The sequence below is a fragment of the Micromonospora sp. NPDC047707 genome (genome assembly GCF_040704235.1).
GTDB lineage: Bacteria > Actinomycetota > Actinomycetes > Mycobacteriales > Micromonosporaceae > Micromonospora.
The window spans coordinates 72,302-98,829 of record NZ_JBEYSU010000017.1; the positions used below are offsets into that span (position 1 = coordinate 72,302).

Below are 26,528 nucleotides of genomic sequence, written 5' to 3' on the forward strand. Positions count from 1 at the left end.
GCCAGTGGCCGGTAACGTGTCCCCAATCGTCAACCCCTTGCGAAGGGCGCCGCCGATGTTCAGATTTCCCTCGCCGCGGTCCCGACGGCTCACCACCGTGAGCCTGGCCACGGCCGGCCTCCTCCTCGCCAGCACGGTCGCCGCCCCACCGGGCAGCGCCGGGGTGGCGACCGCACCGTCCGGAACGGTCGAGACCGCGAACACCATCCCCGGTGTCGACGAGATCCGGAGCAGTCCCACCCTGAAGCAGGTCGCCAACCTGCCGAAGGTGGCGCCGCTCGACGCCACGAACAGCGACCTCGCCTTCCAGGGCCGGTACGCGTTCGCCGGCAACTACAACGGCTTCGTCGTCTACGACATCTCGAAGCCCACCGCGCCGACCGTCGTGTCGCGGGTGCTCTGCCCCGGGTCGCAGAACGACATCTCCGTCCACGGTGACCTGCTGTTCCTCTCCACCGACTCGCCGCGCAGCGACGACTCCTGCGCCAGCACGGGCGTGCCGTCGACCGAGACGCGGTGGGAGGGCATCAAGATCTTCGACATCCGCGACAAGGCCAACCCGCGCTACATCAAGAGCGTGCAGACCGCCTGCGGCTCGCACACCCACACGCTGGTGCCGGGCAAGAACCACAAGACGGTGTACGTGTACGTGTCGTCGTACGGACCGTCGGACACGTACGTCGGCTGCCCACGGCCGCACGACTCCATCTCCATCATCAAGGTGCCGGTGAAGTCGCCCACCGACGCGGCCGTGGTGGCCGTGCCGAACCTGTTCCCCGACGGCGGTTTCGAGGGCGTGCCGGGTCAGAAGTCGGCGACCAGCGGCTGCCACGACATCACCGTCTACCCGTCGAAGAACCTGGCCGCCGGCGCGTGCATGGGTGACGGCATCCTGATGGACATCTCGAACCGGGAGGCGCCCCGGGTCATCAACCGGGTGCGGGACACGGTGAACTTCGCCTTCTGGCACTCGGCCACGTTCAACAACGCCGGCACCAAGGTGGTCTTCACCGACGAGTTGGGTGGTGGCGGCGCCGCCACCTGCAACGAGACCGTCGGCCCGAACCGGGGCGCCGACGCGGTCTACGACATCCTCGGGCGCGGCGACAACCGCACCATGGTCTTCCGCAGCTACTTCAAGATCCCGCGGCCCAACGCCGACACCGAGAACTGCGTGGCGCACAACGGCTCGCTGGTGCCGGTGTTCGGGCGCGACATCATGGTCCAGGCGTGGTACCAGGGCGGCATCTCGGTCTGGGACTTCACCGACTCGGCCAACCCGCGGGAGATCGCGTACTGGGAGCGGGGCCCGCTGAACGCGGAGCGCCTCACCGGCGGCGGCACCTGGTCCGCGTACTGGTACAACGGCTACATCTACTCCAACGACATGGTGAAGGGCCTGGACGTCCTCAAGCTCAGCGACTGGCGCACCTGGACGGCGAACCTGATCCGCTACCGCGAGCTGAACGTGCAGACCCAGCCCAGCTACCTGGGCGGTTAGGCACCGCCCGCACCTCCGGGCCCGGCTCCGCTCGCGGCGGCCGGGCCCGGCCGCGTTCCAGGTCAGGCCATCGGCATCCGGTAACGCCGCGAACCGCCGGCGGCGGTGGTCAGCCGAACCTCACCGCCGCGCAGGTCGTAGACGACCGACCAGCGGGTGTGCGGCTGGCGCACCTCGGTGAGCAGGGCGGCCGCACCCGCGGCGTCCACCGCACCGCCGGCCCGGTCCAGGGCGGCGGCGATCCGCCCGTACCGGTGGTCGGCGCGCCGGCGCTGCTCGGGCACCCCGACGACCGGCACGTTGGTCAGGGCACGCCACGCGGCACGCCCCCGCTCGACCCGCATCCGTCCGTCGACGAACTCGACCACGGCGCTCGCCCCGGTCGCGTCGGCGAGCAGGTAGTGCAGCGCCGGCCCGCCGGTGAAGTCCAGGTTGTGTCGCGCGAACACGGCGACCGCCTCGTCCACCGTGGCCGCCCGGTCCAGGACGAGCCGCTGGATCCGGACCGACCCGACGGTGGGCTTGCCCGGGTCGCGGATCGCCCGGGCTCCGTCGTCGGCGGCCAGCCCGATCGCCAGCCCCCGCTCGTTCATCCCGTCGAACGGCAGCAGCGGCGCGTCGAGCAGCCGCCGGTCGCCGGCCGGGTCGGTGCCGACACCGAGGTACGAGATGTCGACCACCGAGATCGACGCGTACCCGTCGGGCGGGTCCACGCGCAGTACCAGCGCCGGGTTCGGGTCCCAGTCGAAGTTGCGGGCGAACAGCGGCCGGGCGCGGTCACCCGCCGCCACAAAGAGCGAACAGCCGAACGGTTCCGCCTCCGGGCTCGCGTCGGTGCCGACGGTCGGGTCGTACGCCCCGACGTACGTCATCTCGTACAGCGGCAGGTCGTCGACCCGCCGGAGGCTGGCGAGGGTCGCCGCGGCCTGGCCGGCGTCCTGGCGCGAGGCGGTCCCAGAGGCCGCCGGCGGCGCGGAGCACGCGGTCACGGCGATCAGGAGGGCGGCGCCGGCGCCCGGAATCTTCCGCCACATGCTTATTCGACGCCCTGGACCGTACGGTCGGTTGCCGCGCGGGTGGGTCAGCCGGGGATGCGGTCGAGCTGACGGCGGATCGCCGCCGAATCCAGCGCCGGGCGACCGCCCGGGTGCCCGACGGTGGCGCCGGCCGCCGCCACCGCCAGCCGCGCCGCCCGGTCCCGGGGCTCGCCGGCCAGCAGAGCCCGGGTGAGCGCGGCGACGAAGGCGTCCCCGGCCCCGGTGCTGTCGACCGTCGGTGTCTCGCTCAGCGGCACGAACAGCTCGCCGTCGGGCCAGACGAAGGCGTTGCCGACGCCGGCCACCTCGACCGCCGTCAGGGAGGGACCGCGGCGCACGAGCGCCCGGCCGGCGGCGAGCCCCGCGTCCGCGTCCTCCGGACGGTCGCCGGTGATCTGCTCGGTCTCCCGCGCGTCCGCGCGCAGCACGTCGGCGAGCACCAGCAGTTCGTCCGTGGCGGCCGGGTCGGACGGCGCCCCGTCGAGGACGACCATCGCCCCGCCGTCACGGGCGGTACGCGCCGCGGCCAGGGCCGCCGCCGGTGGCTGTTGGAGCTGGACGAGGACGGCCCGCGCGGCACGCAGCGAGGTGGCCGCCCACGCCACGTCGTCGGGCGTGACCAGCACGCCGTCCGGCAGGTCCTCCAGGTAGCGCCAGTGGCCGCACCCGTCGACGACGTCCACGATGAGTCCGGTCCGGACGCCGCGCCGGCACCGTACCGTGCCGACGTCGATCCCGTCGGCCCGCGCCTGGGCCAGCAACCGCTCGCCGACCTCGTCGTCGCCGATCACGGCCAGCAGGCCCACGGCCGCGCCGAGCTGGGCCAGCGCGACGGCCTGGTTGGCGCCCTTGCCGCCCAGCATCTCCCGCCGGCGCCGCACGGGCGCGCTGCCGCCGGCGTCCGGGACCTCGTCGACCAGCAGTACGAGGTCGCGGGCCAGCTGCCCGACCACCATCACGTCCGGTGCCCTCACGCGCTCCCTGTACCCGGCGCGGCGGCCCGCACTCCCGCGGACGACTGGAACGCCCGCGTCGGCCCCGGCCGCGGCGGCCGGGACCGATGCCCCGTCGACCGTCAGCGCCGACCTCAGTCGCGGCGGACCGGCAGCTGGAGCTCGGTCACCCCGGCCGACGGGTCGTCGGCGCAGTACTCCACGTACAGCTCGCGGGCGTAGCCGTCCGCCCGCCAGCCGTTCTCCTCGATCCAGCGGGCCAGGACCTGCATGGTGCCCTCCACCTCGTCCATCGGACCGTGGTGGATGATGGTGGCCGCCGCCGGCACCGCCGGCAGGTCGACGACCGCGAAGTCGCGGGCCCGGTCCGGGTCGACGGCGACGCCGACGCCCGCGTGCACGACGACGTTCTCCCGCTCGCCGGCCGGTTCGTAGTACGCCAGACCGGGCCCGGTCGGCGTGATCCCGGCCGCCTCCAGCCGCCGGAACAGCTCCGGGTAGAGCGGCTGGATCACCGGACCGATGTCCGGGGTCGCGTAGCTGGGCGCGACCGCCGTCAGCTCGGCGACGCGGACCTGCGGGATCTCCTTGAGTACGACGTCCTGGTTGGTCATGCCGCCCTCCTTCTCGATGGCCCGGAGCCGCGCCTCGATCCCCGCCAGCCGGGCGGTGTCCGCCGCGACCTGCGCCTCCAGTTGGGCCCGGCGCAGCCGCAGCATCCCCCGCAGCTCGGCCACGTCGAGCGCGTCGTCGAGGATCACCTGCACCTGGGCCAGGGTGAGGCCGAGGTCCTTGAGGGCGATCACCCGGTTGAGCCGGCGCAACTGCACGGCGGTGTAGTAGCGGTACCCGGTGTGCGGGTCGACGGCGGCCGGCCGGAGCAGGCCGATGCTGTCGTAGTGACGCAGCATCCGCACGGACACCCGGCCGAGCCTGGCGAAGTCTCCGATGGTGAACATGGTCCCTCCACGGTCGGCCCTGACACGGTGTCAGAGTCAACCCGCGGATCAGAGCGGGTCACCCCGGCAGCGGCGCGCCGTCCCCCCGGTTGCGGCGGGGCCCGACCAGCCGGCGCACCACCGGCACGGCGTTCCACCTCGCCGCGCCGACCAGGTCCCGGGCGTGCTCCAGCATCGTGTAGTCGGGCCGGGCCCGGCCGGCGGCGAGCGCCCGGTCCAGGTCGTTGCCGCAGCGGGTGAGCACACTGTCGAAGTCCCGGCGCACCGGCTCCAGGAGGTCGTAGCGGAAGGACCGGTGCAGTCGGGCGAACAGCGGTTTGTACAGGCGGGCGCGCTCGTGCAGGCCCGAGGAGTACGACATCGGGTTCTTCGGCCGGCGCCGGATGTAGTCGGGCAGCAGGTCGGCGAACGCGCGGCGGACGATCCACTTCTCCTGGCCGTCGCGCATCTTCAGCTCGACCGGCAGGCGCATCGCCAGCTCGACCACGCTCAGGTCGAGGAACGGCACGCGGGCCTCCACGCCGTACGCCATGCTGGTCCGGTCGACGCGCTGCAACTCCGTACGGCAGAGGTTGCGGATCTTGTGGAGGAAGAGCCGGCGGGCCGCCTCGGGGCCGACCTGTTGGTACATGGGGTAGCCGCCGAACAGCTCGTCCGAGCCGTCGCCGGTGAGCGCCACCTTCACGCCGAGCTCGCGCAGCCGCCGGAAGAGCGGCACCGACACCACCGCGTTGATGATGTCGCCGTACTCGGTGAGCTCCGAGATGCGGATCGCCTCCCGGATCTCCGCCAGCCGGATGTCGCGCGGGCGCAACTCCACCACCTCGTGCGGCACGCCGAGGTCCCTCGCCAGCCGCCGGGCGTACGCCACGTCGGGGCTCTCCGGGACACCGACGGTGACGGCGACGCAGTCCGGGTGCATCTCGCGCACGTGGAGCAGCGCCAGCGAGCTGTCCAGCCCTCCGGAGAGCACCACGCCGACGGTGAGGTCGGTGTCCACCCGCCGGCGGATGCTCTCGGTGAGAGCGGCACGGACGAGCAGGGCGGCCTCGTCCGGGTCGTCCACCGGCGGCAGTCCGTCGCCGAGGGTGAGCAGGTCGACGTACGGGCGAAGCCGGACCGGCAGCGCCACGTCCGCCCAGCCGTGGTGGCCCGGCGGCACCTCGCCGATCGGGGTCCCGAAACCGGCCAGGGCCTTGACCTCACTCGCCACGTGCAGGCATCCCGGCGTGCGCGTCCAGTACAGCGGCTTGACGCCGAGGGGATCGCGCACCAGGTAGACGCGACCGCTGGCCCGCTCCACGATCGCGAAGGCGTACTCGCCGCGCAGCCGCGAGACCATCCCCTCGCCCCACCACAGGTACGCGGCGAGCACCACCTCGGTGTCGCTGACGCTGCGGAAGCGGTGCCCGAGCGCGGTCAGCTCCGCCCGCAGCTCGTCGTGGTTGAAGACCTCGCCGTTGTAGCAGAGCACCCACGCCTCGTCGTCGGACACCCAGGGCTGCACGGCCCGGTCGCGGTCCACCACCCGCAGCCGGCGGACGCCGGTGAGCAGGCCGGTCTCGTACCGGGTCTCGGTCACCTCGCCGCGCGTCTGCAGGGTGGCCAGCATGCGCCGGAAGACACTCGGGTCGGCCTCGGGGCCGATGCTCAGCGTGATGCCGCACATCGGCTCAGATCCCCATCTCGGCTTCGTACGCGCGGCGCAGGCGGTGGCGGGCCGCGGGCGCGAGGCACACGTGCCAGGCCTGACCCTCGTCGACGACGTTGACCTCGCCGGCCCGCTGCCGGGCGAGCAGCAGGTCGGCGAGGGTGTCCCGCACCCCGAACCGCTCGAACCACGTCATCTCCACGTCCACCGCCCAGCCGAGGCAGTGCCCGCTCGGCACCATCGCCGCGTACCCGAGCCGGCGCAGCCGGTGCTGGTGCTCGACGCTGCGGACGAGGCTGGTCACCCACAGCGGCGGGGTGGCGGCCGGGGTACGGGCGGCGAACTCCCGGCCGATGTCGTTCAGCAACGCCACGACCTCCCGGCGGGTCCGGCGGAACAGCAGGCCGGCCGTGCGCGGGGTGGCGCCGGGGAAGACGCGGCGGCGCACCGCCCGCACGCCCCGGCCGAGCAGCGTGGCGGGCTGCTCCTGGTACCGGAAGCGCAGCAGGTCGCGCCGGCGCAGCCACTCCAGGTCGACCAGGTCCGGGCTGCCGTTGACCTGCTCGTCGGTGAGGTACGTGGGCGCGTCACGCCACCACATCACGTCGATGCGGGACAGCAGGTAGATCCGGACCAGGGCGGCGAGGTCACCGGCGGAGCTGCGCTCGTTCGGCACGTACCGGGCCATCTCGAGCAGCAGCGTCTCGCGGGCGCCGACCAGGCCCTGCGGGGTGGCGTCGAGCACCGCGGCGAGGGCCGGTTCGCGCAGCCGCTGGTCGACCAGCACCTGCCGGGCGGCGGCGCAGGACGTGTCGGCGAGCGCGCCGATCTCGACCAGCAGGTCGGCGACGGCGGCGCGGTACGCGTCCAGGTCGGGCTCGGTGGCCGGGGTGCGGCGGTGCGACACGGCGGGTGCGCGCCGCCGGGCCGGCGCGGTGGGAGGACCGGGCTGGTGTCCCGGGCTTCGACTGGGCACGCGCATGGTCGGGTCCTCTCTCCCGTCACGGCATCACGGTGTACGTCACCCTGTGTCACACCGTAATCACGCGCAGCGGTCAAAGCCCGAACAATCCTCCTATCTTCCCCGCAACGAGTCAGGACGGCCGCCCCGGCGCGAACGGCTCCGCCCCGGACACCGGACTCAACCGCTGCACCTCGGCGTACGAGGGCGGTTCGGTCGACGCCGGCCGACCCGAGACGGCGGCGTCGAGGACGTCCAGCGCCGCGCCGAGCGCCGCCCGGAACAACAGCGACCCCGTGCTGACCCGGGCCACCCCGAGGGCACCCAGCTCATCGAGCGTCGGCCCGCCCGGCCGGTACAGCACGTTCAGCGGCCCCTCGATCGCGGCGGCGAGCACGCCGACGGTCCGCCCGTCGAGGGCACCGGGAACGAAGATGCCGTCCGCGCCCGCCTCCCGGTAGGCGCGTGCCCGGTCGAGGGTGGCCGGCAGCGGATCCGGGACACCGAGCCACCAGGTGTCCGTACGCGCGTTGACGAACAACCCGGGCGCTGCCGCCTTGACCGCCGCCACCTTGGCGGCGGTCACGTCGGGCGCACCGAGACTCCCGTCCCCGCGGCCGTCCTCGATGTTGACGCCGACCACGCCGAGCCCGGCCAGCTCGGTGGCGAGGTCGGCGACGGCCGACGGGTCGTCGGCGTGTCCGGCCTCGATGTCGACGGTCAGCAGCACCGGCAGCGGACTGAGCAGCCGGGCCAGCCGGAGAGTCTCGGCCCGGGTGGCCGCCGCCGCGTCGGGCAGGCCGGCCGCCGCCGCGACCCCCAGGCTGGTGGTCCCGACGGCCGGGTGGCCCCGGGCGGCGAACGCGGCGGCGCTCGCGTGGTCCCAGGCGTTGGGCAGCAGCAGGGGCCGGTCGCCGTGGTGCAGGGCGTGGAAGGCGGCGCAGCGGGCGGTCACCGGACCTCCACCTCCAGCCGGGTCGGGACGCGCAGCAGCGGGTGCGGTTCGTGGTCCGCCGGGCCGGGGACGAGGCGGCAGCGGTGTCGCAGCACCTCCACCACGCCACCGGCCAGCGCGAGGGCGTGGCGTTCGCCCGGGCAGCCGCGCGGCCCCGCCCCGAACGTCACCGGCAGCCCCGTACGGCCGGGCAGCAGGCGGTCCGGGTCGGCGACGACCGCGGGATCCCGGTTGGCGGCGTCGAAGCGGAGCAGCACCGGATCGCCCGCAGCCAGGTGGCGGCCGGCGAGCCGGACGGACGCGGTGGCGACCCGGCGGGTCCCACGGACCGGCGGGTCGAGCCGCAGCACCTCCGCCAGCAGGGCGGCGGTCGACACGGCCGGTGGCGTTCCCAGGCCGTGCCGGACGGCCGCGCCGATCAGTCCGGCCGTGGCGTCGCACGCCTGGACCAGCAGGCCGAGCCGGTTCGCCGCCACGTCCGGCGCGCTCGGCGGCAGCATCGCCAGCAGCGCGGTGACCGCCCGGTCCGCCGCCGCGATCCGTGGCCCCTCGGCGCCCGGATGCCAGGCAGCGGCGACCGCCGTCACCGCGGGCACCGCCGCATCGGGGTCGGCCAGGCCGAGCCGGATCGCCAGCACCCGCAGCGGTCCGCGCCGCGCGAGCGCGGACATCACCTCCAGCCGGTCGCCGGCCCCGTCGAGGACCTGGTGGGTCAGCCGGGCCGCTGCCGTACGCAACTCGTCCGGGTCGAGCGCGGCGAGCACGGCCACCCCGATCGCCCGCCGGTCCGGATGCCGCTGCGGGGCGCTGAACCGGCTGACGGTACTCCGCAGCCAGGCCAGGGTTCCGGCCGGGCCCGCGTCGGCGACCGGGACCTGGAAGGCCGGATCGGTGAGGACCGCGCACACGTCAGCGTGCCGGGTCACCACCCAGCCGCTGTCGGGGTCGCGGACGGGCGGCCCACAAGCGGGCGTACCGGGCGGCGGGGCGATGAGAAGATCGGTCACCGCCCGACCGTAGGCGCCGATCGCTTCGGCGCCCGCCGAACCGTCCGCCCGCCCCCGCACCCCTCGCGGAGCACCCCGCGTGCCGCCCGCCCCCGCGTGGCCGGCCGGCGCACAACGTCGGGGAGTTTGCTGCCTCTTTCCGTGGCGAGGCAGCACCTTCCCCGAAACTGCGCGGATCTGGCCGGGGTCAGGCGCGCCCGCTGCCGGCTCCCGCCGCCGTCGCGGGCGCGAGGTCGGCCGGCGGCACACCCAGGGCGAGGGCGAGCGCCGGTCCGCCCGCCGGAGTCAGGCGGACCGCCCGGCCGCCGCCCCGGGCCAGCCAGCCCAGGTCGAGGAAGCGGTCGCACAGCGCCGCGCCCAGCGCGCCGGCCAGGTGCGGGCGGCGCTCGGTCCAGTCCAGACAGTCGCGTACCAGCGGCCGCCGGGTGGCACCAAGTCGGGTCGCCGGCACCGCGAGGTCGGCGAGCCAGTCGTGTCCGGTCGGGGTGAGCGCCAGCCCCGACGTGGCGTCGAGGAGTCCCCGGGCCAGCATCGCGTCCCGGAGCAGCACCCCGAGCCGGCCGGCCAGGTGGTCGTAGCAGGTGCGGGCGTACGCCAGGGCGGCGTCGGCCCGGGCGGCGCGCAACGAGCGGACCGGCGCGGGCGTGGCCGGCGCGTGCGCGGCCAGGTCCTCGACGAGCTGGGCGACCGACGGGTCGGCGAGCCGGACGTACCGGTGCCGCCCCTGCCGTTCCTCGGCGAGCAGCCCGCCCCGGACCAGCCGGGTGAGGTGGTCGCTCGCGGTGGAGGGCGCCACCCCGGCCAGCCGGGCCAGCTCGCCCGCGGTCCACGCCCGCCCGTCGAGCAACGCCAGGCAGATCCGGGCCCGGGTGTCGTCGGCGAGCAGGGCGGCGAGCCGGGCCAACGCCGGACCACCCGTGGCGGCGGTACTCATCCCCCATCCTGGCACACAAGGAAGGGCCCCCTGTTAACGCCTGGCGTTGTACAGGGGACCCTTCCTAACACCCCGTCAGAGCTTCTCGTAGCAGGGCCGGTCCAGCGTGTACGCCTGCGCCGTCGGCCCGGTGAAGAGGTCCCGCACCCGGCTGACCCCGGTGGGCGCGGCCTGGTCCGGCTTGTAGATCGCGGTCACCCGGACGGCGCCGTCGTTGGGCCCGGCGGCGTAGTTGCCGGCGTTCTCCGGCAGCATGCCCTCGTAGTCCACCCTGGTCAGGGACTTGACCGCCTTGAGCAGCCCGGCGCGGGTCAGATCGCCGTCGGCGACCGCCTTCGCCAGTGCCGCCTTCATCGGGTACGACCACACCCAGCCGGCGGTGTAGCCGTCGTTGGGTGTGACGCCGGGCAGCGCCTCCCGCAACGCCCGGTGGCCGGGGGTGTCGGTGCTCCAGGAGTTCCACGGTGCCGACTGCTCGTACTTCGCCAGCAACGCCGGAGCGGCCGGGCTCTGCAGCAGCGCCGGGTTCCAGGTGGGGCTGGTGCCGATGAACCGGCCGGCGAAGCCGCGGGCGACGGCCTGGCCGACGATGGTCGCCGCGTCGGCCGGGCCCATGGTGAGCACCACCAGGTCCGGCTTGCCGGTCAGGATGGCCTGGATCGCCCCGGCCTGCTTGTCGGCGCCCGAGTCGGTCTTGACGTCGGTGAAGGTCAGCCCGAGGGCCTGCGCGGCGAGCTTCACCCCGGCGGCGGCGTCGTCCCCGTAGTCGCCGGCCAGGTGCACCGCCATCACCGACTTCGGGCTGTACGCCTCCCGGGCGTAGTCGAGGGCGTTCATCGACTCGACGCAGTAGTTCGCGCCGGACTCGATGATCACGTCCTCGAAGGCGTACCCGGACGTCCACGCCGCCGGGGCGGCGATCACGTTGTTGGCCTTCATGTCGCCGAGGATCGCGCCCGTGGTGGGCGAGCCGAGGCTCTGCGCGAGCGCCAGCACGTTCGGTTTGATCTCCTGGTACACCTGGTTGTGGGTCTGCGGGTTGTACTTGTTGTCGCGCACGTACCGGCTGACGTCCACCTCGTAGTCGCCGATCCCGCCGCTCGTGTTGACCCGCTTCCAGAACGCCTTCTGGGCGTCGGTGATCGGCACGGCCAGGGCCCGGAAGGGGCCCTCGGTGAGGTCGGAGATGATGCCGAGGTAGATGCAGCCCTTGTTCTTGTCCACCGCCTCCGGGCAGGGCTCGGAGGTCACGCCCACGTCGGTCTTCAACCCGGACGCGTCGGTCTCGGTGTCACCGCCCCGGCAGGCGGTGAGGGTGCCGGCCAGCAGGACCACGGCCGCCCCGAGGGCGATCCGCGACGTCGCTCTTCCCATGGCTTCCTCACTTGTGTGTCAGTAGGAGAACGGCCACGCCTTCCAGTAGCTGCGGGCCCGTACCCAGAGGCCGAACAACCCGCGTGGTTCGAAGATGAGGAAGACGATGATGAGTACGCCGTAGAGGATCGTCTCCACCTGGAAGACGTTCGGCACCTCGTTCGGCTGGGTGCTGATGAACGGCACCCACGCCTGCAGTTCCCGGGTGAGCCGGGGCAGCAGGGTGATGAAGAACGCCCCGGCGACGGCGCCGGAGATGGTGCCCGCGCCGCCGATGAGCACCATGGCGATGTACTGCACGGACAGCAGCAGGCTGAACGAACCGGGGTCGAAGAAGCCGGTGACGGTGTAGAGCAGCGCGCCCGCGCAGCCGGCGTAGAACGACGACACGGCGAAGGCGACGGTCTTGTACCGGGGCAGGTTCACCCCGATCACGCCGGCGGCGATGTCCCGGTCGCGGATCGCGGTGAAGGCCCGCCCGATCCGGGAGCGGGCCAGGTTGCGCGCGGCGAGGGCGAAGACCAGCAGCAGCGCGAGCATCAACCAGTACAGCTTCTGGTCGCGGGTGGCGACCTCGTCGGTGACGGCGAGCGGCCGCCCGAGGAACTCCAGGGTGGCCGCCGGCCGGCCGACCCCCGCGCCGCCGGTCAGCGACGACCACTCGTTGAAGACGTGCTGGCCGATGAAGACCAGGCCGAGGGTGACGATGGCGAGGTAGAGCCCGCGCAGCCGGGTCGCGAGGGGCGCGACGAGCACCCCCGCGACCGCCGCGACGAGGCCGGCGGCCGGCAGCCAGAGCGCGATGTCGGTGACGCCGAGGCCGATGACCCGGCCGTCCGGGTCGCCGCTGAGGGCCGCGGCCGTGTACGCCCCGATGCCGAGGAAGAACGCGTGGCCGAGGGAGACCTGGCCGGCGTACCCGGTGACGAGGCCGAGCCCGATCGCGCCGATCGCGGCGACGCAGCACACCGCGAGCAGTTGCAGCAGGTCGTCGGTGAGCAGGAAGGGCAGCGTGAACGCCAGCACCAGCAGCGCGCCGGTCCACCACCGCTTCGCCGGGGTGTCGAGCAGCGCGAGCTCCTCCGCGTACGACGTGCGCAGCAGCGGCCGACCCCTCATACCCGCTCCACCTCCCGGGTTCCGAACAGCCCGTACGGGCGGACCAGCAGCACGACCAGCATCAGCACGTACGGGGTGATGACCGAGACGTTGCCGCCGAGCCAGGCGACGTCGTTGGCGTACGTGGCGACGAGTTCCTGGAGGACGCCGACGGCGAGCCCGCCGATCACCGCGCCGGGCAGCGAGTCCAACCCGCCGAGGATGATCACCGGCAGGGCGGTCAGGGCGATCAGCCAGAGGGCGCTGTCCACGCTGGCGCCGGCGGCGGCGAACGTCCCGGCGACGGCGGCCAGCCCGCCGGCGAGGGCCCAACTGACCGCGAAGACGGCGCCGACGGAGACGCCGTGCGCGAGGGCCGCCTCCTGGTCGAGCGCGGCGGCGCGCATCGCCAGCCCGGTGCGGGTGAAGCGGAAGAACGCGAACAGCCCGGCGACCAGCAGGGCCGCCGCGGCCACCGCGGCGAGGTGCCGTTGCTGCATCTCCACCGGGCCGAGGGCGAGGGTGCGCAGCCCCCACGGGTCGCCGACGTGCCGCACGTCCAGGCCGATGAACGCGTTGACCACCACCCGGACCGCCACGTCCACGCCGAGGGTGATGATGGCGACGACGAACGCCGGCCGCCCCACCATGGGACGGACGGCGCTGCGCTCCACCCCCAGCGCGAGCAGCGCCGTGCCGAGCGCCGCGAGGGGCACCGCGGCCCAGAAGCCGACGGCCGGGCTGAGGTACGTGACCGCCACGACGCCGGCGAGCATGAACGCCGGCTGCGCGAAGCTGATCACCCGGGTGGCCTTGTAGATGATGACGAACCCGAGCGCGAGCAGCGCGTAGACGCTGCCGGTGCCGAGCCCGCGCAGCAGGCTCTCGATCAGCTCCGTCACCGGTCACCACCCGGGGCGTACAGGTCGTCGACCAGGTCGGCGAAGGCCCGGCCGACGGCCTCCCGGCGGACCTTCTGGGTGGCGGTCAGCTCGCCGTCGTCCTGGTCGAGTTCCTTGGGCAGCAGCCGGAACCGCTTCACCTGCTCGACCGGGGGGTGCCGGCGGTTGACCTCGTCGACGACGCCCCGGACCAGCTCGACCACCTCCGGCTTGGTGGTCAGGTCGCGGTAGGTGGTGTACGCCAGCCGGCGGGTCTGCGCCCACTGCCCGACCGTGTCCGGCTCGATGCCGATCAGCGCCACCAGGTACGGGCGCCGATCGCCGATCAGCACGGCCTCCTTGACGTACGGGGACGCCTTCAGCTCGTTCTCGATGCCGGCGGGTCCGATGTTCTTGCCGCCAGCCGTGATCATGATGTCCTTGGCGCGGCCGGTGATCCGCACGTGGGTGCCGTCCACCCACTCCCCCACGTCGCCGGTGTGCAGCCAGCCGTCCGGCTCCAGCACGGCCGAGGTGGCCTCCGGGTCGTCGAGGTAGCCGGCGAACACGCCGGGGCTGCGGGTGAGGATCTCACCGGTCGCCTCGTCGACGCGCAGGTCCACGCCGGGCTGCGGCTCGCCGACGGTGCCGAGCCTCACCCGCCCGGGGTGGTTGCCGGTGGCGATGGCGGAGTTCTCCGTCATGCCGTACACCTCGTGCATGGGAACCCCGATGCCCATGAAGAAGCGCAGCACCTCGGGGGCGATGGGGGCGGCGCCGGACGCCGCGTACCGGACCCGGCGCACACCGATCCGCTCGCGCAGCGCCCGGTAGCAGAAGACCCAGCCGATCGCGTACGCCAGCCGGGTGGCCGCGGTGTGCCGGCCGCCGGTGGCGACGAGCCGGGCCCCGATCCGGTCGGAGACCCGCAGCCAGAAGCGGGCGACCGCCCGCTTGAGCGGCGAGGCGGTGGCGATCCGCGTGGTGACCGTGGCGAGGATCTTCTCCCAGATGCGCGGCACCCCGAACAGCAGCGTGGGCTGCACCTCGCGCAGGTTCGCCGGCACGGTGGCGATCGACTCGGCGAAGTTGACCTGCACGCCCGCGCCCGCGTTGCTCCAGGTGGTGAAGACCCGCTCGGCGACGTGGCACAGCGGCAGGTAGGACAGGATCAGGTCGTCCGGGCCCGGCGGCGGGTCGGCCAGGCCGGCGCCGTCGGTGACCGTCCGCACGGCGAAGTCCACGTTGGCGTTGGTCAGCATGGCGCCCTTGGGCCGGCCGGTGGTGCCCGAGGTGTAGATGAGGGTGGCCAGGTCGGTGTCGGCGGCGGCGGCCATGAGGTGGTCGACCGCGCCGGGGTGGGCCACCCGGTGCGCGGTGCCCAGCGCGAGGAAGTCGTCCCAGTGCAGCAGGGCCCGGTGGGGGTAGCGGCCCCGGACGCCGCGCGGTTCCAGGTAGACCACGTGCTCCAGGTCGGGGCAGTCGTCGATGACGTCGAGGACCTTGTCGACCTGCTCCTGGTCCTCGGCCACCAGCACGCGCGCCCCGGAGTGGGCCAGCAGGTAACCGATCTCGCCGGCCGGACTGGTCGGGTAGAGGCCGACCGTGGCGCCCCGGACGGCCACGGTGGCCACGTCGGTCCAGAGCCATTCCCGCCGGTTCTCGGCTAGGACGGCCACCCGGTCACCGGGCCGTACGCCCAGGGAGAGCAGGCCGTGCGCCACCGTGGTCACGGTGTCCCAGTAGGACGCCCAGGCGACCTCCGACCAGACGCCACGGACCTTCTCCCGCATGGCCACCCGGTCGGGGGTCGCGCGGGCGCGGTCGCGTACCCGGGAGGCGATCGTGGTGGCGGCGGCGCCGGCGGTGTCCGCGGCGGGCGTCCCCGACGGCGCGGTGGTGGTGCTCATGTCCTGGTCACCTCCCCCAGGTAGGCGCGGATGACGTCCGGATGGTGCTGGATCTCCGCCGGGGTGCCGGTGGCCACCGGCTGGCCGAAGTCGACCACCAGGACGCGGTCGGCGAGGTCCATGACCAGGCCCATGTCGTGCTCGACGAGCACCATCGGGATGCCGAGTTCCTCGCGGACGTCGAGGATGTAGCGGGCCATGTCCTCGGTCTCCTCGAGGTTCATCCCGCCCACCGGCTCGTCCAGCAGCAGCAGTTTCGGTTCCATGGCGAGCGCGCGGCCCAGCTCGACGCGCTTCTGCACCCCGTACGGCAGCAGCCCGACCGGCATCCGCCGCCACTGTTCCAGCTCCAGGAAGTCGACGATCTCCTCCACCGCCGCGCGGGCGGCGAGTTCCTCGCGGCGGGCGCGGCCCCGCCACAGGACCGCCGCCAGGGGCCCGTAGCGGATGTGGTGGTGCCGCCCGAGCAGCAGGTTCTCCAGGACGGTGAGGTTGGCGAACAACTCGACGTTCTGGAAGGTTCGGGCCAGGCCGAGGGCGGCGATCTCGTGGGGGCGGCGGCCGATCAGGTCGACGCCGTCGAAGACGACCCGGCCGGCCTGCGGCCGGTAGACGCCGGAGAGCACGTTGAAGATGGACGTCTTGCCGGCGCCGTTCGGCCCGATCACCGCGAACAGCTCCTGGCGGCCGACGGTGAAGCTCACCCCGTCGATCGCCCGGACGCCCGCGAAGGCGAGCCGCACGTCGTCGAAGGTCAGGATCGGCTCGTCGGTCCGGGTCGGCTCGTGGCTCACGACAACCACCGCTTTCGTCGCCGGTAGTGCTTGACGTCCCGGAACGACCGCCGGGTGGACCCGTCGCCGGCGTGCAGCCCGAGGTAGAACTCGCGGACGTCGTCGTCGGCGAGCAACTGGGCGGCCGGCTTGTCGAGCACCACCCGGCCGGTCTCCAGCACGTACCCGTGGGCGGCGATGGACAGCGCCATCGTCGCGTTCTGCTCCACCAGCAGCACCGCGGTGCCGGCGGCGTTGATCCGCAGGATCAGCTCCCGGACCTGTTCGACGAGCCGGGGCGCGAGGCCCAGGCTGGGCTCGTCCAGCAGCAGGTACCGTGGCCCGGCCATCAACGCGCGGCCCATCGCGAGCATCTGCTGCTCCCCGCCGGACAGGTAGCCGGCCGTCCGGCGTCGGCGGTCGGCGAGCACCGGGAACAGCGCGTAGACCTCGTCGAGCCGGGCCGGGATCCGGCGGGGGTCGGTGTGCCCACCGAGGCGCAGGTTCTCCTCGACGGTCAGCTCGCCGAAGATGCGCCGCCCCTCCATCACCTGGGCGACGCCCCGGCGCACGATCGCGGCCGGCCGCAGCCGGTGCAGCGGCTCGCCGTCCAGGGTGACCTCACCCCGGGCGACCTCGCCGTCGTGGATGTCGAGCAGGCCGGTGATCGCCCGCAGCAGGGTGGTCTTCCCGGCGCCGTTCGCGCCGAGCAGCGCGACGATCGCACTGGGCGGCACGGTGATGCTCAGGCCGCGAAGGACCAGCATCACGTCGTCGTAGACGACCTCGAGATTCCGTACCCGCAGCACGGCACCCCCAAGGGTTGCCTGTGGCGTGCGCCACAAGTTACCGAGCATTAAACCCCGCGGAACGCCGCCGCAAAAGATCGGATCGGGTGGATTCAGCGCCGGCCGGACAGGACGTGGACGGACCGGTCGGCGCTGTCGTAGCTGCGGGCGCCCACGAAGGAACCGGTCGGACGGTCCGACCCGACCACCGCCCGCGCCAGGCTCCGGTCCGCATCGCGGAAGCGCAGTGCCAGGCTGAGGTGCGGCGTCCAGTGGTCCGGCGCGTGCCAGGGGTTGCGGCCGTCCGCGTCAGCCAGCACCGCCCAGACCGCGCGGTGCAGTGCGACCAGGTCGGGACCGGGACGCACCAGCCACACCAGCGGAGCGCTGCCGTCCAGCACGGCGACCTCGCCCAGCACGGCCGGCAGCGGCAGCGCCGCGTCCAGGAGGGCGACCAGGCGGGCGACCGCCCCCGGCGGGAAGTCGTCGACGGCGGCGAGCGTCAGGTGTGGACGGTTGGTGGGGTGGGTGTTGCGGGCCAGGCTCGGCAGGCCGGCCAACCCGAGCCGCGCCCACGCCGCCCGCACGGCGGCGTCCAGGCCCGCCGAGCAGACCAGTTCCACCGTACGCACCCCGCCAGGCTAACCGGACGCCCCGCCTCGCCTGGGGCAGCCGGACCGGCCCGGCACCGCTGCGGACCTCCTGCACCGGGCCGACCCGCCCGGACCGCCGCCCCGTCTCCCGTGCCGGCCGGCCCCGCCCAGACTTGCTCCGGGGCGACTGCGGAGCTGCCCCGTCTATGCGCCCACGGTATCGATGCGCCCCGGTTCGACAGCACGTCTCGCCGGCCCTGTCCCGGTCCGCCCCCGCGGACCCGCTCTCGCGAAACCTGCCCCGTCCATGCGGGCAGCTCCAAAGGACCCGGACCGACACCCACCCGCCCTGATGCCCACGGCAGCGCCCTGCGGGCACGGGTCCTCGCCACCCGGCATGGCGGTTTCCGGGGTGGTGTCGCTGGCACGGCGTTCAGAGCCAGCCGTTCTCCCGCGCGGCTCGCACCGCCTCGGCGCGGCTGCCGACGCCGAGTTTCTGCACCGCCGCCGCCAGGTAGTTGCGCACCGTGCCGGTGGACAGGTGCGCACGGCGGGCGATCGACGCCGCCGGTGCGCCGTCCTGCGCCAGGCGCAGGGTCTCCAGCTCGCGTGGTGTGAGCGGGCAGGGCGGGATCAGCAGCGCGTCGGCGGCCAGCGCCGGGTCGACGTAACGGCCGCCGGCGTGCACCCGCCGGATCACGTCGGCGAGCGCGCCGCCGGGCGCGCCCTTGGGCAGGAAGCCCCGGGCCCCGGCGGTGAGCGCGCGGGCCAGGTGCGGGGGCCGTCCCTGGCCGGTCAGGATGACCACGGCGCAGCCGGGCAGCGCCCGGGACAGCTCGGCGGCGACCTGGAAACCGTCCCGCCGGGGCATCGACAGGTCGACCACCACCACGTCGGGCCGGTGCGCGAGGGCAGCGGTCACCGCGGCGTCCCCGTCGGCGGCCTGCGCGACGACCTCCAGGTCGTCCTCCAGGTCGAGCAGAGCGGCGAGGGCGGACCGGATCAGGTCCTCGTCGTCGGCGAGCAGGACGCGGATCATGCGGCGGTCGGTACGGTCGCCTCGACGGTGAAGACACCGTCGACGCTGCGGGTCCGCAGCTGTCCCCCGACGCCGGCGAGGCGGTCCGCCAGGCCGAGCAGGCCGTGGCTGTGCCGGTCCGGCGCCGCCCTGCCGGTCACCCCGTCGTTGGTCACGGTCATCCGCGCCACGTCGTCCTCCTGGATGATCTCGATCCGGCACCAGCCGGCCCGGCTGTGCCGCAACACGTTGGTGCCCGCCTCACGGAGCACGGCCGCGAGCTGGGTCGCCGCCTCCGGCGGCAGCTCGCCCGCTGGCGGCACGACGGTGCACCGCACCCCGGACGAGCGGAGCACCTCCCCGACGGCGGTGAGCTGCTCGACGAGGTCGACCCTGCGGTACCCGTGCACCGTCCGGCGCAGCTCGGTCAGCGCCGTGGCCGCCAGGCGCTGCGCCTCGCCCGCCTCCCGGCCGGCCCGCTCCGGGTCGGTGGGCGCGAGGCGGGCCGCCAACTCGGCCTTCAGCGCGATGACTGTCAGGTGGTGCCCGAGCAGGTCGTGGACGTCACCGGCGAAGCGCAGCCGCTCCTGCGCCGCCGCCAGCCGAGCCTGGGCTGCCCGTCCCTGCCCCGCCTGCACCAGCAGCTCCCAGAACCACACCTGGAAGCCCGTCACCGCGGCCACGCCCAGGCCGCCCAGGCCGGTGACCAGCAGCGACCGGGCCACCGACGTACCGGACAACCCGGCCACCGCCCCGGCGACGGCGAGTGCGGCGACGAGCGTCGGCGCCACCCAGCGGAACGGGGCCAGTAACGGGACCCCGCCGACGACGGCCGCGCCCAGCCAGGCCCAGGTGGGCCACACGCCGACGGCCACGGGTGCGACGAGCGGAACGCCGAGCACCGCCACGGCGGCGTACGCGGACCGCAGCCGCCGGCGTGACCGGTCGGACGACGCGGGGGTCACCGCGGTGCGCAGCGCCACCGCCAGCACCACCGCGAACGCGCCGAGCCCGGCCGCACCGGCCGTCACCCGCCAGGGATCCGGTTCCCGAGACAGCCCCACCGCCGGCAGGAGCAGGGTGGCGGCCATGCCGGAGGCGAGGGAGACCAGGGTCGCGGTCCGGGCGCGCGACAAGGTCCGGTCTCCGCCCGGCACCGCAGGGTCCGCCACCACGGTCTGAAGCGTAGAGGCGGCGGCCCCACCGGTGGACCCGCCGGGTGCGCACGGTCGGCCCGTGCGTTCCGCCCGGCCGACCGGTGACACCGCGCGGATGGTTCCGGCCGGGCGCCGCCGGAAGGCTCGATCCCATGACAGAGCTGACCTCCACCACGACGACCCCCCACCACGAGGACGGTCGGGCGCGGCGCGCCGGACTCCGGCCCCTGGCCCGGCACCTGTTGGAGATGGCGCTGGCCATGCTGGCCGGGATGCTGCTGCTCGGTCCGGCACGCGGCGCGTTGGCCGGCGCGTTCGGGCTGGCGCCGGCGTCACCCGGCGTCGGAGCGCTGCTCATGGCCACCGACATGAGCGTCGGCATGGCGGTGTGGATGTGGTACCGCGGGCACTCCGGGCCGGCGATCGGCGAGATGACCGCCGCCATGTACGTGCCGGTGCTGCTGTTGCTCGTGCCGTTCCGGGCCGGGCTGATCGACGGTGACGCCCTGCTCATGGGCGGTCATCTGCTGATGCTGCCGGCGATGCTGGTGGCGATGCTTCGGCGCCGCGACGAGTACGCCCGGCACCACGCCTCCCGCCCCACCCCGCGCCAGCACCCGCGGGTCCGCGCGCTGGCCCACCGCTGGCCCACCGGACTCGCCCTGCTGATGACCTTCGGCAACTGGTTCTCGCCGCTGGCGCCCCACCCGTTGGCCCTGCTCGTCCTGCCCGGTGGCTACCTGCTGATCGGGGCGTACCGTGGCCGGCTCGGCGACCGCCGGGTGCTCGCCGTACAACTGGCGGGCCTGGCCGGGTGGACGGCGCTGGCCCTGGCCGCGGTGGCCCTCGGCGGGGACGCCGCCCTCTGGCTGGTGGCCGCCGGGTGGCTGGCCCACGCGGCGTGGGACGCGGTCCACCACCGGCGGAACGAGGTCGTGCCCCGCGGGTACGCCGAGTTTTGTGGCGTCCTCGACGCCGTCGTCGGTGTCACGGTGAGCCTGATGATCCTCGCCACGCCGTGAGGAACGACCGGGGCGCGTGCGGCACCCGGTCGGCGACGTGATCGGGCATCCGCGGCACGGGGCCGCGGATGCCCGGGCGGCGTGTTGTGCCGGTCGCCGGAGCGGACGCGCGGCGGTGATGGAAGGCTTGCGGCATGAGTTCCGCACCTGTACGGCACGACGCACCCACCGAATCGCCCACCGACGACGCGACCGCCTTCGCCGACCTGGGCCTGCGCGACGAACTGCTGGCCGCGCTCTCGACGCTCGGCTACGAGGAGCCGACGCCGATCCAGCGGGAGGCGATCCCTCCTCTGTTGGCCGGCCGGGACCTGCTCGGTCAGGCCGCGACGGGTACGGGCAAGACGGCCGCGTTCGCGTTGCCGCTGCTGCAGCGGATGCCGGACGACCGGCCGGGCGGGAATCCGGTGGCGTTGGTGCTGGTGCCCACCCGGGAGTTGGCGGTCCAGGTCTCCGAGGCCTTCCACCGGTACGGCAAGGACCTCGGCACCCGGACCCTGCCGATCTACGGCGGCCAACCGATCGGCCGGCAGCTTCGCGCCCTGGACGCCGGGGTGGACGTCGTGGTGGCCACCCCCGGCCGGGCCCTGGATCACATCGCCCGGGGCACCCTCAACCTCGCCGGGCTCGCCACCGTGGTGCTGGACGAGGCCGACGAGATGCTGGACATGGGCTTCGCCGAGGACATCGAGGCGATCCTGGAGCACGCCCCGGCCGAGCGGCAGACCGTGCTGTTCTCGGCGACCATGCCGTCGCGCATCGACGGGCTGGCCCGCCAGCACCTGAGCGACCCGGTGCGCATCCTCATCGCCCGCGAGCAGCCGGTGGCCGGTGAGGCCCCGCGGGTGCGGCAGAGCGCGTACATCGTCGCGCGGGGGCACAAGCCGGCGGCCCTGGGCCGGGTCCTGGACGTGGAGTCGCCCACCGCGGCGATCGTGTTCTGCCGCAGCCGCGAGGAGGTCGACCGGCTCACCGAGACCATGAACGGCCGCGGGTACCGGGCCGAGGCGCTGCACGGCGGAATGAGCCAGGAGCAGCGTGACCGGGTGATGGGCCGCCTGCGCGCCGGCACCGCCGACCTGCTCGTCGCCACCGACGTGGCGGCCCGGGGCCTGGACGTGGAGCAGCTCAGCCACGTCGTCAACTACGACGTGCCGTCGGCGCCCGAGTCGTACGTGCACCGCATCGGCCGGGTGGGCCGCGCCGGGCGGGAGGGGGTGGCGATCACCCTCGCCGAGCCCCGCGAGCACCGGATGCTCAAGACCATCGAACGGGTCACCGGTCAGCGGATCACCGTCGACAAGATCCCCACGGTGGCGGACCTGCGGACCCGCCGCCTGGAGCTCACCCAGGCGGCGCTGCGGGAGAGCCTGCTGGAGGACGACCTCGAACCGTTCCGTGCCATCGTCGAGTCGCTCAGTGACGAGTTCGACCTGATGGAGGTGGCGCTCGCCGCGGTGCGCCTGGCGCACGAGGCCACGTTGCCGGGCACCGCGGACGAGGAGGAGGAGATCCCGCAGGTCGCGGTCCGCCCGGCGCGGGAGGGCCGGCCCGGGTACGAGGGCCGCGGCGACCGGCGCGGCGGCGGCCGGCCCCGCGGCGCCGGCACGACGCAGGTCTTCGTCGGGCTGGGCCGGCGCGCCGGCGTCCGGCCGCAGGACCTGGTGGGCGCGATCACCGGTGAGACCGGGGTGAGCGGGCGGGACATCGGGTCGATCGAGATCGCCGACCGGTTCTCGCTGGTGGAGGTGCCGGTCGGGATGGCCGACGAGGTGATCGCCGGGCTGCGCGGTAGCACGATCAAGGGCCGCAAGGCCACCGTACGCCGCGACCGCGACCGCGACACCGACGGCGACGACCGCCGCTCCGACAGTGACCGCCGCTCCGACGGTGACCGCCGCTTCGACGGCCGCCGCGACCGCGGCTGGCAGCGCCGCTGAGCGGTAAGGAAGGGCCCCTTCGCAACGCCTGCGGTAGCGAAAGGGTCCCTTGTTAACACCGCCGCACGTTGCCGACCGGCATCGAGGGCGGCGCCGGAACCACGCTGTTGAGAAGGGCCCCCTGTACAACGCCAGGCGTTAACAGGGGGCCCTTCCTTACACCTCAGGCGGTGGTGAGGGCCGGCGAGCCGTCCAGTGCCTCCGTGTCGAGGTCGGCCGGGCGCAGCGCCAGGGCGAGCACGTCGGCGACGTCGGCGAGGGTGTGGACGGTCAGCGCCTCGCGTACCTCGGTCGGCAGGTCGTCGAGGTCCGGCTCGTTGCGCTTCGGGATGATCACCTCGGTCAGGCCGGCCCGGTGGGCGGCGAGCAGCTTCTGCTTGACGCCACCAATGGGCAGGACCCGGCCGGAGAGGGTCACCTCGCCGGTCATCCCGAACTCGGGGCGGACCGGCCGGCCGCTCGCCAGGGACGCGAGGGCGGTGACCATGGTGATGCCGGCGCTCGGGCCGTCCTTCGGCACGGCTCCCGCCGGGACGTGCAGGTGGATCCGCCGTCCGGCGAGGGCGTTCGGGTCCAGCCCGAGCCGCCGCCCGTTCGACCGCAGGTACGACAGGGCGATGTGCGCGGATTCCTTCATCACGTCGCCGAGCTGGCCGGTCAGGGTCAGCCCCGGCTCGCCCTCCATGCTGGTGGCCTCGATGAAGAGCACGTCGCCGCCGGCGCCGGTGACCGCCAGGCCGGTGGCGACGCCGGGCACCGCCGTACGCTCCGCCGACTCCGGGGTGTGCTTCGGCCGGCCCAGGTAGCGGGCCAGGTTGCCGGTGTCCACGCGTACCGGCGTGGGGTCGGTCGCCAGCGCGACCGCCACCTTGCGCAGGATCTTCGCGAGGGCGCGTTCGAGCTGCCGGACGCCGGCCTCCCGGGTGTACTCGCCGGCGATCCGGGCCAGGGCCTCGTCGGCGACGGTCACGTCGTCGGCGGTGAGTCCGGCCCGTTCCCGCTGCCGGGGCAGCAGGTGGTCCCGGGCGATGGCCACCTTCTCGTCCTCGGTGTAGCCATCCAGGGTGACCAGCTCCATCCGGTCCAGCAGCGGGCCGGGGATGGTCTCCACCACGTTGGCGGTGGCCAGGAAGAGCACGTCGGACAGGTCGAGGTCGACCTCCAGGTAGTGGTCCCGGAAGGTGTGGTTCTGCGCCGGGTCGAGGACCTCCAGCAGGGCGGCGGCCGGGTCGCCGGCGTAGCCGACGGCCAGCTTGTCCACCTCGTCGAGGAGCACGACCGGGTTCATCGAGCCGGCCTCGCGCAGCGCCCGGACGATCCGGCCGGGCAGCGCGCCGACGTAGGTGCGCCGGTGGCCGCGGATCTCCGCCTCGTCGCGCACACCGCCGAGGGAGACCCGGACGAAGTTCCGGCCGAGCGCCCGGGCGACGGACTCGCCGAGGCTGGTCTTGCCGACGCCGGGCGGGCCGGCGAGGGCCAGCACGGCGCCGGAGCCGCGGCCGCCGACCACGCCGAGGTTGCGCTCCGCGCGCCGGTTGCGCACCGCGAGGTACTCCAGGATGCGGTCCTTCACGTCGGCCAGGCCGGCGTGGTCGGCGTCGAGCACCGCCCGGGCCGCCGCCAGGTCGGTGTTGTCGGCGGTACGCGTGTTCCACGGCATCTCGAGGACGGTGTCGAGCCAGGTACGGATCCAGCCGGCCTCCGGTGAGGCGTCGCTGGCCCGCTCCAGCTTGCCGACCTCCCGGAGCGCCGCCTCGCGGACCTTCTCCGGCAGGTCGGCGGCCTCGACGCGGGCCCGGTAGTCGGCGGAGCCGTCCGGCTCGTCCTCGCCGAGTTCCTTGCGGATCGCGGCGAGCTGCTGGCGGAGCAGGAACTCGCGCTGGGACTTCTCGAGCCCCTCCCGCACGTCGGTGTTGATCTGCTCGGTGACCTCCTGCTCGGCCAGGTGGTCCTTCACCCAGCCGACCAGCAGTTCGAGCCGGGCGGTGACGTCCGGCGCGGCGAGCAGTTCGGTCTTCTGGGCGAGGCTGAGCCAGGTGACGTAGCCGGCCGAGTCGGCCAGCTCGGAGAGGTCGGTCATCCGCTCGATCGCGTCGATGACCTGCCAGGCTCCGCGCTGTTGGAGCACCGAGGTCATCAGGGCCCGGTACTCGCGGGCGAGTTCCCGGGCGCGGCCGGCGGGCGCCGGCTCGGTGAGTTCGGCCGCCTCGACCCAGAGTGCGGCGCCGGGTCCGGGGACGCCCGAGCCGATGCGGGCGCGGGTGAGGCCGCGGACGACGGCGGCCGGTTCGCCGCTGGGCAGCCGGCCGACCTTCTCGATCGTGGCGACGACGCCGACGGGACCGTACTCGCCGTCGATGCGGGGCACGGCGAGGAGCCGGTGGTCGCCGGTGGCGCGGGCCGCGTCGACGGCGGCCTGAGTGGTCGGGTCGAGGGTCACCGGGATGACCATGCCGGGCAGCAGCACGGCGTCGGTCAGGGGAAGGACCGGAAGAGTTGCCATCGAACACCTGCTATCGCGTTGAGTTGAGCGTGTTCAACTCAAGTAACAAATCGTTCCCCTTGTTCCGCGGTGTGACCCAGGCCACGCCGAACCCGGACGGGCCGGCGGAGTGCCAGCAGTTCCCGCACGGGCCCGCCTCCGCCGCCGACGGCCACCGCGAGCGGGATCGCCACGGTGGTCAGGACCAGGGCGGCGACCGTCGGGCCGGGCAGTCCCGCCAGCAGGGCGACGACGGCCAGGGCCGCGAAGGACACGAGCTTGCGTCGGGCACGCGGGACGGACATGCGTTCCTCCTTCAGGTAGGCGTCCGGACGGACACGGCGGCGTCCGGGCGGACACGGCGGCGTCCGGGCGGACACGGCGGGCGGGCGTCAGAGCAGGACGAGCAGGGCGGCGCCCACGGCGGCGGCCGGGATCGTGGTGATCACGGTGGCCAGCGCGGCGGAGTGCCGGCGGAGCGCGGCGAGTGGGATCAGGGCGTCGCCGTCCTGGCTGATCGCGTTGGCGACCAGGGTCGGCAGCGGCAGGCCGCCGCTGACGTAGAGGCCGGTGAAGACGATCTGCACCGCGCACCCGGGTATGAGGCCGATGGCCGCGCCGACCAGCACGCCGACCAGACCGGTCAGGGCCAGCTGCGAGCCGTCGAACCCGGTGGTACGGGTGACCACCTCCCACGCCAGGTACGCGACGGCCACCCACACGGTGATGAAGGACGCCTCGTGGGCGCTGTGCCGCAGGGTGGCACCGGCCGAGCGCGGCTGCGCCGTCTCCAGCGTGTCGTCGGCGAGCCGGCCCCGACCGGCGGCGAAGATCAGCACCGCCACCAGCGTTCCCAGCACGCCGAGCGCCAGGTACGGGTCGACGCCCCCGAGTGTCCGGGTGAGTGACTCGGCGTCGACCATCTGGAAGACCACCGGCACCGACACGGCGAACGCCGGTGTGGTCAGCCCCCAGAACGCGGTGGACGCGGGCACCCGGGGCAGCAGCCCGCCGAGCAGTCGCCGGGCGCCGGCCAGGTCGGGTCCACCGGCGGCGGCGAGCCCGGCCGGCGCGGCCACCACCGGGGCGGGCGCCCGGCGCAGGGACCGGGCCGGATCGATGCCGAGCGCGTCGACGACGTACCCGGTGACCAGGCCGACCGCGAAGAGCAGGCCGTGCAGCTTGACGGCGAACACCGGGTTCCAGGCGAGCACCACCCAGGACGAGTCTCCCATCGTGGCCGCCAGGGCGGCGACCGCCGTCCCGAACGACACCTTGCGCCGCGCGTAGAGCGGCATCAGGATGATCGCGCCGCCGCAGCCGGGGCTCACCCCGAGCAGCGCGCCCACCAGCGGGCCGAGCTTGCGTCGCCGGGTCAGGCCGTCGGTGACCCGGTCGCCGTAGCGCCAGCGGAGCCAGCCGAACAGCGCCACCATCACGGCGACGTAGACGCCCACCTGCATGAACGCGTCGGCGAGCGGACGCAGGACGAGGTCGGTCACAGCACACCTCCGTGCGGTACGGGCACCGCCGG

Annotated in this window: 23 protein-coding genes; 3 read left to right on the forward strand and 20 right to left on the reverse strand. The window is 74.2% G+C overall.

What is annotated here, in order from left to right; genetic code table 11:
• Positions 1-55: 55 nt before the first annotated feature.
• The gene (locus AB0873_RS19490; protein WP_366601080.1) at positions 56-1,501 is read left to right on the forward strand and encodes a hypothetical protein; all 1,446 of its coding nucleotides are present in this window, start codon (positions 56-58) and stop codon (positions 1,499-1,501) included.
• Between the two features lie 62 nt (positions 1,502-1,563).
• Here AB0873_RS19490 and AB0873_RS19495 read toward each other — a convergent pair whose 3' ends face one another.
• The 17 genes from AB0873_RS19495 to AB0873_RS19575 all read right to left on the reverse strand — a co-directional run bounded on the left by AB0873_RS19495 (position 1,564) and on the right by AB0873_RS19575 (position 19,568).
• Positions 1,564-2,535 carry a carcinine hydrolase/isopenicillin-N N-acyltransferase family protein gene (locus AB0873_RS19495; protein ID WP_366601081.1) on the reverse strand — a complete coding sequence of 324 codons (972 nt, stop codon included), beginning with the start codon at positions 2,533-2,535 and terminating at the stop codon, positions 1,564-1,566.
• Positions 2,536-2,582: 47 nt separating this feature from the next.
• Positions 2,583-3,512, reverse strand: coding sequence for a PfkB family carbohydrate kinase (locus AB0873_RS19500; RefSeq protein ID WP_366601082.1), 930 nt, complete (start codon positions 3,510-3,512; stop codon positions 2,583-2,585).
• Between the two features lie 113 nt (positions 3,513-3,625).
• Complete coding sequence (locus AB0873_RS19505; RefSeq protein ID WP_155332460.1) at positions 3,626-4,450, reverse strand: MerR family transcriptional regulator; 825 nt, start codon at positions 4,448-4,450, stop codon at positions 3,626-3,628.
• Between the two features lie 58 nt (positions 4,451-4,508).
• Positions 4,509-6,119, reverse strand: coding sequence for an asparagine synthase-related protein (locus AB0873_RS19510; RefSeq protein ID WP_366601083.1), 1,611 nt, complete (start codon positions 6,117-6,119; stop codon positions 4,509-4,511).
• A gap of 4 nt (positions 6,120-6,123) precedes the next feature.
• On the reverse strand, positions 6,124-7,083 hold the full coding sequence (locus tag AB0873_RS19515; protein ID WP_366601084.1) for a DUF5715 family protein: 960 nt from the start codon (positions 7,081-7,083) through the stop codon (positions 6,124-6,126).
• A 112-nt stretch (positions 7,084-7,195) separates the two neighbouring features.
• Positions 7,196-8,017: an isocitrate lyase/phosphoenolpyruvate mutase family protein gene (locus AB0873_RS19520; protein ID WP_366601085.1), complete on the reverse strand. Its 822-nt coding sequence runs from the start codon at positions 8,015-8,017 to the stop codon at positions 7,196-7,198.
• Positions 8,014-9,024, reverse strand: a complete 1,011-nt coding sequence (locus AB0873_RS19525; protein ID WP_366601086.1) for a cytochrome P450 — start codon at positions 9,022-9,024, stop codon at positions 8,014-8,016. Before AB0873_RS19525 ends, AB0873_RS19520 begins: the two co-directional genes overlap by 4 nt.
• 187 nt (positions 9,025-9,211) lie before the next feature.
• Positions 9,212-9,958: a winged helix-turn-helix domain-containing protein gene (locus tag AB0873_RS19530; protein WP_366601087.1), complete on the reverse strand. Its 747-nt coding sequence runs from the start codon at positions 9,956-9,958 to the stop codon at positions 9,212-9,214.
• A 75-nt stretch (positions 9,959-10,033) separates the two neighbouring features.
• Positions 10,034-11,332 carry an ABC transporter substrate-binding protein gene (locus tag AB0873_RS19535; protein WP_155332465.1) on the reverse strand — a complete coding sequence of 433 codons (1,299 nt, stop codon included), beginning with the start codon at positions 11,330-11,332 and terminating at the stop codon, positions 10,034-10,036.
• An 18-nt stretch (positions 11,333-11,350) separates the two neighbouring features.
• Positions 11,351-12,451 carry a branched-chain amino acid ABC transporter permease gene (locus AB0873_RS19540; protein ID WP_366601088.1) on the reverse strand — a complete coding sequence of 367 codons (1,101 nt, stop codon included), beginning with the start codon at positions 12,449-12,451 and terminating at the stop codon, positions 11,351-11,353.
• Positions 12,448-13,332, reverse strand: a complete 885-nt coding sequence (locus AB0873_RS19545) for a branched-chain amino acid ABC transporter permease (protein ID WP_155332467.1) — start codon at positions 13,330-13,332, stop codon at positions 12,448-12,450. Before AB0873_RS19545 ends, AB0873_RS19540 begins: the two co-directional genes overlap by 4 nt.
• Entirely contained in the window at positions 13,329-15,221 is a 1,893-nt protein-coding gene (locus AB0873_RS19550) for an AMP-binding protein (RefSeq protein ID WP_366601089.1), read from the reverse strand. The genes AB0873_RS19545 and AB0873_RS19550 overlap by 4 nt, the downstream gene beginning before the upstream one ends.
• Entirely contained in the window at positions 15,218-16,015 is a 798-nt protein-coding gene (locus AB0873_RS19555) for an ABC transporter ATP-binding protein (RefSeq protein ID WP_366601090.1), read from the reverse strand. Before AB0873_RS19555 ends, AB0873_RS19550 begins: the two co-directional genes overlap by 4 nt.
• Entirely contained in the window at positions 16,012-16,761 is a 750-nt protein-coding gene (locus AB0873_RS19560; RefSeq protein ID WP_366601126.1) for an ABC transporter ATP-binding protein, read from the reverse strand. Before AB0873_RS19560 ends, AB0873_RS19555 begins: the two co-directional genes overlap by 4 nt.
• A gap of 134 nt (positions 16,762-16,895) precedes the next feature.
• Positions 16,896-17,414, reverse strand: coding sequence for a 2'-5' RNA ligase family protein (locus AB0873_RS19565; RefSeq protein WP_155332471.1), 519 nt, complete (start codon positions 17,412-17,414; stop codon positions 16,896-16,898).
• Between the two features lie 394 nt (positions 17,415-17,808).
• Entirely contained in the window at positions 17,809-18,414 is a 606-nt protein-coding gene (locus tag AB0873_RS19570) for a response regulator transcription factor (protein ID WP_155332472.1), read from the reverse strand.
• Complete coding sequence (locus AB0873_RS19575) at positions 18,411-19,568, reverse strand: histidine kinase (protein ID WP_366601091.1); 1,158 nt, start codon at positions 19,566-19,568, stop codon at positions 18,411-18,413. Before AB0873_RS19575 ends, AB0873_RS19570 begins: the two co-directional genes overlap by 4 nt.
• A 134-nt stretch (positions 19,569-19,702) precedes the next feature.
• Between AB0873_RS19575 and AB0873_RS19580 the strand changes: the two genes are divergently transcribed.
• Positions 19,703-20,572, forward strand: a complete 870-nt coding sequence (locus AB0873_RS19580; RefSeq protein ID WP_366601092.1) for a hypothetical protein — start codon at positions 19,703-19,705, stop codon at positions 20,570-20,572.
• Positions 20,573-20,706: 134 nt separating this feature from the next.
• Positions 20,707-22,512, forward strand: coding sequence for a DEAD/DEAH box helicase (locus AB0873_RS19585; protein WP_366601093.1), 1,806 nt, complete (start codon positions 20,707-20,709; stop codon positions 22,510-22,512).
• Positions 22,513-22,675: 163 nt separating this feature from the next.
• Here AB0873_RS19585 and lon read toward each other — a convergent pair whose 3' ends face one another.
• The 3 genes from lon to AB0873_RS19600 all read right to left on the reverse strand — a co-directional run bounded on the left by lon (position 22,676) and on the right by AB0873_RS19600 (position 26,496).
• Positions 22,676-25,015 (reverse strand): endopeptidase La, encoded by a 2,340-nt coding sequence (gene lon / locus AB0873_RS19590; protein WP_366601094.1) that lies wholly within the window; start codon positions 25,013-25,015, stop codon positions 22,676-22,678.
• A gap of 38 nt (positions 25,016-25,053) precedes the next feature.
• Positions 25,054-25,299, reverse strand: a complete 246-nt coding sequence (locus AB0873_RS19595) for a hypothetical protein (protein WP_366601095.1) — start codon at positions 25,297-25,299, stop codon at positions 25,054-25,056.
• An 87-nt stretch (positions 25,300-25,386) separates the two neighbouring features.
• Complete coding sequence (locus tag AB0873_RS19600; protein WP_366601096.1) at positions 25,387-26,496, reverse strand: putative manganese transporter; 1,110 nt, start codon at positions 26,494-26,496, stop codon at positions 25,387-25,389.
• Between the last annotated feature and the right edge of the window lie 32 nt (positions 26,497-26,528).

Coding starts and splice junctions, on each gene's coding strand:
- AB0873_RS19540 (WP_366601088.1), bottom strand. CDS start 12,451: ATGAGGGGTCGGCCGCTGCTGCGCACGTCGTACGCGGAGGAGCTCGCG.
- AB0873_RS19595 (WP_366601095.1), bottom strand. CDS start 25,299: ATGTCCGTCCCGCGTGCCCGACGCAAGCTCGTGTCCTTCGCGGCCCTG.
- lon (WP_366601094.1), bottom strand. CDS start 25,015: ATGGCAACTCTTCCGGTCCTTCCCCTGACCGACGCCGTGCTGCTGCCC.
- AB0873_RS19535 (WP_155332465.1), bottom strand. CDS start 11,332: ATGGGAAGAGCGACGTCGCGGATCGCCCTCGGGGCGGCCGTGGTCCTG.
- AB0873_RS19580 (WP_366601092.1), top strand. CDS start 19,703: ATGACAGAGCTGACCTCCACCACGACGACCCCCCACCACGAGGACGGT.
- AB0873_RS19510 (WP_366601083.1), bottom strand. CDS start 6,119: ATGTGCGGCATCACGCTGAGCATCGGCCCCGAGGCCGACCCGAGTGTC.
- AB0873_RS19490 (WP_366601080.1), top strand. CDS start 56: ATGTTCAGATTTCCCTCGCCGCGGTCCCGACGGCTCACCACCGTGAGC.
- AB0873_RS19560 (WP_366601126.1), bottom strand. CDS start 16,761: ATGCTGGTCCTTCGCGGCCTGAGCATCACCGTGCCGCCCAGTGCGATC.
- AB0873_RS19550 (WP_366601089.1), bottom strand. CDS start 15,221: ATGAGCACCACCACCGCGCCGTCGGGGACGCCCGCCGCGGACACCGCC.
- AB0873_RS19585 (WP_366601093.1), top strand. CDS start 20,707: ATGAGTTCCGCACCTGTACGGCACGACGCACCCACCGAATCGCCCACC.
- AB0873_RS19515 (WP_366601084.1), bottom strand. CDS start 7,083: ATGCGCGTGCCCAGTCGAAGCCCGGGACACCAGCCCGGTCCTCCCACC.
- AB0873_RS19505 (WP_155332460.1), bottom strand. CDS start 4,450: ATGTTCACCATCGGAGACTTCGCCAGGCTCGGCCGGGTGTCCGTGCGG.
- AB0873_RS19495 (WP_366601081.1), bottom strand. CDS start 2,535: ATGTGGCGGAAGATTCCGGGCGCCGGCGCCGCCCTCCTGATCGCCGTG.
- AB0873_RS19530 (WP_366601087.1), bottom strand. CDS start 9,958: ATGAGTACCGCCGCCACGGGTGGTCCGGCGTTGGCCCGGCTCGCCGCC.
- AB0873_RS19570 (WP_155332472.1), bottom strand. CDS start 18,414: ATGATCCGCGTCCTGCTCGCCGACGACGAGGACCTGATCCGGTCCGCC.